This is a genomic window from Pseudomonas sp. 20P_3.2_Bac5 (genome assembly GCF_025466035.1).
In the GTDB taxonomy this organism is placed as follows: Bacteria; Pseudomonadota; Gammaproteobacteria; order Pseudomonadales; family Pseudomonadaceae; genus Aquipseudomonas.
This window is the reverse complement of sequence record NZ_JANLOA010000085.1, coordinates 1-1,392: the sequence shown is the minus strand read 5'-3', so window position 1 is coordinate 1,392 and position 1,392 is coordinate 1. Positions and strand designations below refer to the sequence as shown.

1 protein-coding gene is annotated in these 1,392 nt (G+C 56.8%); it reads left to right on the top strand.

Annotation, left to right across the window (positions count from 1 at the left end):
- Positions 1-65: 65 nt before the first annotated feature.
- The gene (locus NTD88_RS15365; protein WP_262153603.1) at positions 66-1,382 is read left to right on the top strand and encodes an IS30 family transposase; all 1,317 of its coding nucleotides are present in this window, start codon (positions 66-68) and stop codon (positions 1,380-1,382) included.
- The last annotated feature ends 10 nt before the right edge of the window (positions 1,383-1,392 follow it).

The window sequence follows — 1,392 nt, the reverse complement described above, 5'->3', positions numbered from 1 at the left end:
GGCGAATTCAACCGGTCGTCGCAACACCTTTGATCGAGGTGTTTATGGGGCGACCCGCAGGATGGATGCAAAAACTTACAGGCCGGGGAGCGATGCGTTCGCCAGGGGCGCCGTCGCTTCGTAGTGAGATCGAGCGGCTGTTTTGGGTGCAGATCGCAACCGGCATCACAAGCGAGAAGGCAGCACAGGTTGTTGGCATATCCTCAGCGGTAGGCACACGCTGGTTCCGTCATCGGGGCGGGATGCCATTATTCATGTCGAACCAGATATCAGGACGGTACCTATCTGCCCGTCGTCTTGGACGAAGCCCATCGACAATTTCACGGGAGCTGACGCGTAATGCTGCAACTCGTTGCGGTCGGCTTGAGTATCGAGCTTCAGTCGCGCAATGGAAGGCAGAGCTGGTGGCCAAGAGGCCGAAGCCAGCGAAACTGGTGATTAACCCGCGACTGCATCACTACGTGCAAGACCGTCTGGAGGGTAAGGTTCACGACGCTGATGGCCGTGAGATTGCTGGGCCTCGACAAGCTCCCTTCAAAGGCCGAAATAAACCACATCGCAGTGACCGTAAATGGGTCAATGGCTGGTCGCCCGAACAAATTACCAATCGGCTCCAGATCGATTTTCCGGACGATGAATCCATGCGCATCTCTCACGAAGCCATATATCAGGCGCTCTACATTCAGGGTCGAGGGGCTCTCAAGCGCGAACTGGTGAGCTGCCTGCGCACAGGGAGAGCGTTGCGCGTGCCGAGAGCCAGGGCGCAGGCCAAAGCGTGGGCGCACGTCAGCGAGGATGTCATGATCTCCAGTCGCCCTGCGGAGGTGGAAGACCGAGCTGTACCGGGGCATTGGGAGGGCGACCTGATCATCGGTCTGAATCGTTCTGCGATTGGAACGCTGGTCGAACGCTCAACTCGATTCACCATGCTCGTCTATCTACCTCGCGAGGAAGGTTATGGGCTGATTCCCCGGACGAAGAATGGCCCGGCGCTTGCCGGCTATGGGGCTGCTAGCATGGCCAACGCCTTGAAGAAGACTGTGACTGATCTTCCCGTCGAACTGTGGCGATCTTTGACCTGGGATCGTGGGAAGGAGCTATCGGATCACGCTCGATTTACCATCGAATCCGGAGTGAAGGTTTTCTTTGCTGACCCCCATAGTCCATGGCAGCGCGGCACGAACGAAAATACGAACGGTCTTCTACGGCAATACTTCCCGAAAGGCACCGACCTGTCTCGTTGGAGTGCCCAAGAGATCCAAGCAGTTGCGCACGCGCTGAATACGAGACCGCGAAAAACACTCGGCTGGAAAACACCTGCCGAAGCACTGAATGAGTATCTAAAATCTGTCCAACAAACCAGTGTTGCGACGACCGGTTGAATTCGCCCAA